The 6,982-nt window shown below is 44.5% G+C and carries 3 protein-coding genes; 1 reads left to right on the top strand and 2 read right to left on the bottom strand.

All coding sequences use genetic code 11. From position 1 onward, the window contains the following. The first annotated feature begins 155 nt into the window (after nt 1-155). Complete coding sequence (locus tag DW917_RS15845; protein WP_118120276.1) at nt 156-2,792, top strand: leucine-rich repeat protein; 2,637 nt, start codon at nt 156-158, stop codon at nt 2,790-2,792. 105 nt (nt 2,793-2,897) lie between these two features. Here the strand turns inward: DW917_RS15845 and DW917_RS15840 are convergent, their stop codons facing one another. Together DW917_RS15840 and DW917_RS15835 are read right to left on the bottom strand one after the other, a co-directional pair. After that, nucleotides 2,898-5,144 (bottom strand): inorganic phosphate transporter, encoded by a 2,247-nt coding sequence (locus tag DW917_RS15840; RefSeq protein WP_118120274.1) that lies wholly within the window; start codon nt 5,142-5,144, stop codon nt 2,898-2,900. A gap of 245 nt (nt 5,145-5,389) precedes the next feature. Further along, a complete protein-coding gene (locus DW917_RS15835) occupies nt 5,390-6,688 on the bottom strand; it encodes an NCS2 family permease (protein ID WP_118120272.1) in 1,299 nt (432 codons plus the stop codon). Between the last annotated feature and the right edge of the window lie 294 nt (nt 6,689-6,982).

Raw genomic sequence — 6,982 nt, 5'->3', positions numbered from 1 at the left:
CCTCTGTGTCATCTTATGAGGGCGGTTGCGGATTTGAGGGAAATGAGAAATGAGAAGGGAGGAAAAGAGAGTATATTCGGAAGTTGGGCGATTAGATAAGTAAAGGTTTTAGTAAATATATAATTTTAATTTTTTTTCTTTAATTTAATGTGCTTATGAAAAAAATCTACATGACTTTCCTGCTGCTCATGATAGCTATCGTGAGTTTTGCAGAAGATGAGGTGGTTAAGAACGGTATCCGTTACAATCTTTTGGGCAAGGAAATTTCTGCTACCCTTGTTGATAAGGAACTTACGGATATAGTTGTAGAGCCAGAGGTTTCTATTGAAGGTCAGGTTTATCCTGTTACCTATGTGTCTGCAAACTCCAATTTAGATGTATTTCCGAATGCCAAGACGATTAGTGTTCCTTCTAAATGTATCTTGGGATTTAATACTTCTGCAGAATATTTTCCAGTATTTGAAGAATGGAAAATCTCAGGAACTACGGTTGAAAATGGAATGTTTGTACAGGACAAATGTTTGTATGCCCAAAATTATGGGGAATGGAGCATATCTGTTCCTGCTCAATTAAAGGGAAAACTGAATATCTCAGACAAACTGACTGATTTAAACTTAGGATCTCAGCAGTATCCGGGTGTAACGTCCTTACACTTGGGCAAGTCGGTTAATGTCATAGAATTATGGTATTTGCCAAGTCAGTTACCATCGCTTCAGTCTATCTCGGTAGATCCTGAAAATACCTCTTTCAGTACTGATGCCGAAGGAGTGATGCTGATTCAAAATTCAGAAGTACAGTTCTGTTGTGCTGGTGTCAGTTCTATCAATGTTCCTGAGGGTGTGACTTATTGTCTTCTTTCTTATAGTAGTTACCCAAATCTGAAACAAATTACGTTGCCTTCTACCGTCACGAATTTTAGTGTTCAGGATGCTCCTAATTTGGAGAAATTTGTCATGCCGGTAGCCAATAGCAACTATAAGGTAGTTGATGGAGTCTTGTATGATTTGAATTATAATGGGTTTATATTGCCTAAAAAAGCGAAAGTGCTCGATCTGGCAGCTGCTGGTTGCCAGATGACTGATATCAATCTGGCAGATTATCCATACTTGCAGAAATTGGTGACAAATGACAATGTACAATCTATTTCTCTCGTAAATCTGCCAGGTCTGCAGACATTGGTAATGGGTAAGAATGTCAACTCATTTGGCTTTAGGGATACGTATAACATCGCTGATTTTGAGATTAGCAGCGAGAATGAGACATTTGTCAAGGATGCCAATGGTGTCGTCATGGAACGTGATAACAGCTGGGGAACCGAGCGTCTAATTCTTTGCTATATTCCTGCCACAGTAAGCAACTATTGTATTCCAAAGGATGAGGATATAAGGGAGGTAACATATGCAAGATGGCCAAATTTGAAGACGCTGACCATGGAAGAGCGTGATCAGACTGATAATTATCAGCGTTATTTTGTCAAGAATAATATTCTTTATAAGTCTTATTACGGTAATGGTGCCATTGCCATTGATGCACCTGGTGGAATTACAGATCTGACTTTCTGTAAGGAGATGGATCAAGTATATGACGTCTATGGGGAATCATGGCTCAATTTATTGTCTAAGGTACAGCGTATCAGTGTAGAGGAAGGTAACACTACCTTTAGTGTAGTGGGCGATTACTTATGCCAGAAAGTATATATGCCGGGCTACACTGGTGAGAATGAGTGGGATCCTTATCAGTTGAAATTGGTCATGGCTAAGCCATTTACAGGAACCACGTTGTCTTTATTCACGACTTTGCCTGAAGGTTTCAGTACAGATTATCCATTTTTGGGTATTTCTATCGGTAGTTATCTTTATGACAAAAACGCTCACATCAAAGAACTTATCGTTGGAGAAAATGTCGTAGAGTCAGACCAGTGCTGTTTCAATGAATGTAAAAATTTAGAGAAGGTTACATTTTTAGGATATCAATTTACGCTTGGACACATGTCTTTCTGCAATTGTTCAAAGTTGAGTGATATTACTTTCCCAGAACAGTTGATCATGCCGAATGCGAGTGCAATCTCCAACACAGCCTGGTGGAGAACTCAGGAAGGCGATATGCGCTATGCTGGCAATACCCTTTATTATGTAAGTAATCAGGTAACAGACATAGATATTCCTCAGGGAACCTACTGCGTTTCTCAGGATGCTCTTAGCAAGGCTTCTGAGGCCAAGAGTATTACGATTCCTGCTTCTGTGGGGCATTGGTATGACCAAAGCAGCATGCAGAAGGTAGAGCAGTTAACTATCAATGTTGATTACTTCGAAAATCTTGTCGATCGAGCATTTGTAAATTATTCTGGTCTAAAGAGGGTTATTTCGTCCCGCCCTTCTCCTATGTATTTTAAAGAAGAGAAAATTAACAATGTCTTCCCTTATGACCTTTCACAAGTGGAATTGATTGTACCGGATGATCATTATGAGATTGACGAGAAGACAGGAGAAAAGTATTTGGTTACTCCAAAGGACAACTATTCTAAAGCTAATGAATGGAGCCGCTTCGGTAAGATTGTAGATAATACTACTTCCGGTGTTGGTTCTGTTACTGCGGATAAGCCATCTTTGGCTGATACTCGCATTGCAGTACGTGGCAATGAGGTGGATGTCCTGACCAATGGTGCTTGGAGTATCTTCTCTATGGCTGGTCAACTTGTCAAGAGCGGTTGTGGAAATGCTTCTGCGGTTCTTCCTTCTGGCATGTATGTCATCAAGGGCGCAGGTAAGGCTGCTAAGTTTATCGTAAAGTAATTTATAATGAGAAATTAGAAATTAGAAAAGAGAAATTAAAAAGAGGATGTGTCATGGACTTTGACACATCCTCTTTTCATTTCATATTCATTTGTCATTACTAATTTAGGCTTCCATGAACTTCTTGGCAGCTCTGAGCTGGTGTCTCATCACGCTCAGGAATTCCTGACTCTCCTGGAGAATGTTGAGATAAACCAAGGAAATCTGCATCAAGCTATTATCCTTCATGTTCTGCAGGCGGTCGATGTGTTTCTTGCGAAGCACTGAAAGTTCGTCCTTGCAGGCATCAGCCTCGGCCAGAATCTCACGATAGTTCTCATATCGGTTGGTCTCAATCTGTTCGCAACTCATCTTCATCAGGTCATTGATCTTCTGACGTACAGGAGCAAACTCGTTGATGTATTCTGCTGGCAATGGATTGAAGTTGTTGTCCACGTGCTCCTTCACAGGGTCGAGCATACGGCGGAGAGAGTAGATGAACTGCTGGTTGCTGTTGGCGCCCAGATGGAACCAGGTGTTGCGCTCGATGGCAATCTCCATAGGAGAGCGTTTCAGTCCGAGCATCTCCTGACGGCGGAATTTCTTCAGCATGTCCTGCTCCTTCTTCAGTTCCTTGTTGGCATGGCGAAGATCACGGGCACTCTCGCTGGCAAGACCATCTACGATGAGATTGAACTCGTTCAGGGCGAATTTGCAAACGAAGCTCTGGGTGCGAGATACCTGGCGACGAAGCAAATCCCATACAATCTCCGGGTCGTGGGAGCGCATCATCAGCTGGAAGGTAGTGCCCTTGCTTTCCTGCTTAGCCTTCTTGTTGTACTTGATATTGCTGCGGATGAGCAAGAAGATAACGAGTATCATGAAAGCACTCTGAACGAGGATGCCACCGAAATGCATGGTAAGACAAACGATGGCGCAGGCTGCGAAAGCAACACCGGCTGTGATAAACCATCCACCGATCACACTCAATACACCAGTAACACGGAATACGGCACTCTCACGGCTCCAGGCTCTATCGGCAAGTGAAGAACCCATTGCCACCATGAAGGTAACGTAAGTGGTAGAAAGAGGCAACTTGAGGTTGGTACCGATGGTGATGAGCATAGAAGCAAGTACCAGGTTGACTGCAGCACGAACTACGTCGAAAGCAGCACTCTCTTCGAGTTCTACGGCATTCTTATCAAAACGGGAATTGATCCATCTTTTCAAGGAATTTGGCAGATACTTGTTGAGCCAAGAATCTGTAGCCTGACAGTTGCGCACGATGACACGGGCAACAGAAGAACTGCCAAACATCTCATCGCCTTCATCCTGGCGGCTCAAATCTACAGAAGTCTTGATCACATTCTGTGCCTTCTTGGAGGTTGCCATTGCAACAATCATCACGAAACCGGCAGCGAGAAGATAGACAGGAGTGGTCTTGGCACTCTCCATCAATGAGGTCATCATAAAGCTGTCAGGTGCAGCACCGTTGGCATTTGCCATATAGTCATTGTAAGAAGAAAGACCAGCCAGAGGCACACCGATGAAGTTGACAAGGTCGTTACCAGCGAATGCCATAGCCAGGGCAAAGGTACCCATCAGTACGGTGAACTTGAAGATATTGACGCGGCAGAGGTGGAGGAATTCCATCACGATGGCAGAAACCACGAAGGTAATGACGAGCAGCAACCCGATGTTCTGGTCGATAAAGTCGCGCCACTCACTTGGCAGATAAGGACTCTTGCCAAGACCCTTCATGAAGATGAAGTAGGAGAGGGCAGTGAAGGCGATTCCACCAAAGATAGCGATGGAATAGCGGGAATGCTTTCTGTAGTTGAACGTGAAGACGATACGGGAAATCCACATCACGAGCGCACCGAAAACAAAGGCGATGATGACAGATGAGAAGATACCCATGATTACCTCCAAAGCCTTGTTGCTGTTGAGCAATACACCATAGTTGAGGCTATCGTCACCTATCATCTTGAGGGTGGCAAGGATGAAAGCACCTCCCAACAACTCGAATACCAATGATACGGTAGTAGAGGTAGGCATACCTAAGGTGTTGAACACATCCAGTATGATGACATCAGTTACCATGACGGCAAGGAAGAGCGTCATCACTTCTTCAAAGGTAAAGTGGTCCGGACTCATGATGCCATGACGGGCGATGTCCATCATTCCTGAAGACATGATAGCACCGAGAACCACACCGCAGGAAGCGATGATCAGCACCGTGCGAAACTTAGCCACCTTAGCACCGATGGCAGATTGCAGGAAGTTGACAGCATCATTGCTGACTCCCACAAAAAGATCAAACACTGCCAGACAGAGCAGGAAGATCACAATACATAAATAAATTGTACCCATATCTAATTTCTCATTTCTAATTTGTAATTTCTTTCGGGTGCAAAGGTACGATGATATTTTGAAAGCAGGGGTGCAAAGCGCATTACGTGTTTGTGACGATTATGTTACAGGGTAGTATTGTATGTTACAGAAAGGTTACAATAAGGGATGGGGATAAAAAAATCCGGTTAGAACCCCATGAGTTCCAACCGGATCTGTTCATTATATAGTTAGGATTATTATCTAAACCGTATTTTCATCTCTGTTTAGATGAAGATATATTTCAGTACGAAGAGGATAGCCAATACCCACATAGTGATGCTCAGCTTCTTGAAGTTTCCGCAGCAGGCGTTGATGGCCACATAGCTGATCATACCGCAGAGAATACCATCAGAAATGCTGTAGGTGAGCGGCATCATGATGATGGTGATGAAAGCAGGGATAGACTCAGCGTAGTCGTTCAGGTCGATGTCCTTGATAGGCGACATCATATACAGACCCACGATGACGAGCACTGGAGTAGTTGCTGCAGAAGGAACTGACAGAAACAGTGGTGCGAAGAACAGGGCCACTACGAAGCACATGGCAGTAATGAAGGCAGTAAGACCCGTACGACCGCCCTGGGCAACACCCGAAGCGCTCTCCACATAGGTGGTAGTGGTACTTGTTCCGAAGCAGGCACCAGCCACGGTAGCCACGGCATCCGCCATGAACGCCTTGTTGAGTCCATGAATTCTTCCGTCCGGTCTCATCATGCCCGCTTTGGTGCAGACGCCCACGAGTGTGCCCATCGTATCAAACATATCGATGAAGAGGAAGGTGAAGACGATGACCACCATATCGATGGAGAAGACGTTGGAGAAATCAAACTGGCAGAAGATAGGTGAAACCGAAGGTGGCACATCTACCAGTCCGTGTATTTCCGTGATGCCCATAGGAATGCCGATGAGCGTAGTAGCGAGAATACCGATGAGCAGGTTGCCAGGCACTTTCTTGATGACGAGCACGCTGGTCAGGATGATGCCGATAACGCCGAGCAGGGCAGAGCCTTCGGTGATCTTACCGATGGTGACGAAAGTAGCCTCATTGGCAGCCACGATACCTGCATTCTTCAGACCGATGAAGGCGATGAAGAGGCCGATACCAGCACCGATGGCACGTTTCAGGGAAGCCGGAATAGCATCCACCATCATCGAGCGGATACCGGTAGCGGAGAGGATGATGAAGATGAAACCTTCGATGAGAACAGCCGTGAGTGCCATCTGCCAGGGATAGCCCATGGTGAGGCAGACCGTGAATACGAAGAAAGCGTTCAGACCCATACCAGGAGCCAGTCCGAAAGGTTTCTTGGCATAGACCGCCATCACGAGCGTACCCACGATGGCAGCCAGTACGGTGGCAGTGAACACAGCGTGTGTATCCATGCCCTGAGCGGCGAGATGACTGAAGATGTTAGGATTAACGGCCAGGATATAGGCCATGGTGAGGAAGGTGGTGATACCCGCAGCCACCTCCGTTTTCAGTTTGTTTTGAGCAGGGTCAAAACCGAATAACTTTTGCAACATGTTGTTTAAAATTAATATGTGTTTAGAAATTTGCTGCGAAATTACAAATAAAAACTGAAATTCGTATAAAATTATTGGGGAATTTTATCAAAAAAAGAATGTCGGAGACTTTCGAGAACGATAGAAAGTGATTTGGCGGTAATAGTGGCGGTAATGAAAAACTCTTATAGCGAACCATGTATTTTGTTTTATAAGTTGAGGAATAATAACCTTTCTTTATAATATCGTAAATGATTTTGACCTTAGTGTAACGAAAAAAGGAGGGTGTGTCATAAGTCTGTGACGCACCCTTTT

Origin of the sequence: Prevotella sp. AM42-24 (assembly GCF_003461825.1) — a bacterium.
Classification (GTDB): domain Bacteria; phylum Bacteroidota; class Bacteroidia; order Bacteroidales; family Bacteroidaceae; genus Prevotella; species Prevotella hominis.
This window is presented reverse-complemented; position numbering and strand designations above follow the sequence as displayed.

Coding starts and splice junctions, on each gene's coding strand:
- DW917_RS15845 (WP_118120276.1), top strand. CDS start 156: ATGAAAAAAATCTACATGACTTTCCTGCTGCTCATGATAGCTATCGTG.
- DW917_RS15840 (WP_118120274.1), bottom strand. CDS start 5,144: ATGGGTACAATTTATTTATGTATTGTGATCTTCCTGCTCTGTCTGGCA.
- DW917_RS15835 (WP_118120272.1), bottom strand. CDS start 6,688: ATGTTGCAAAAGTTATTCGGTTTTGACCCTGCTCAAAACAAACTGAAA.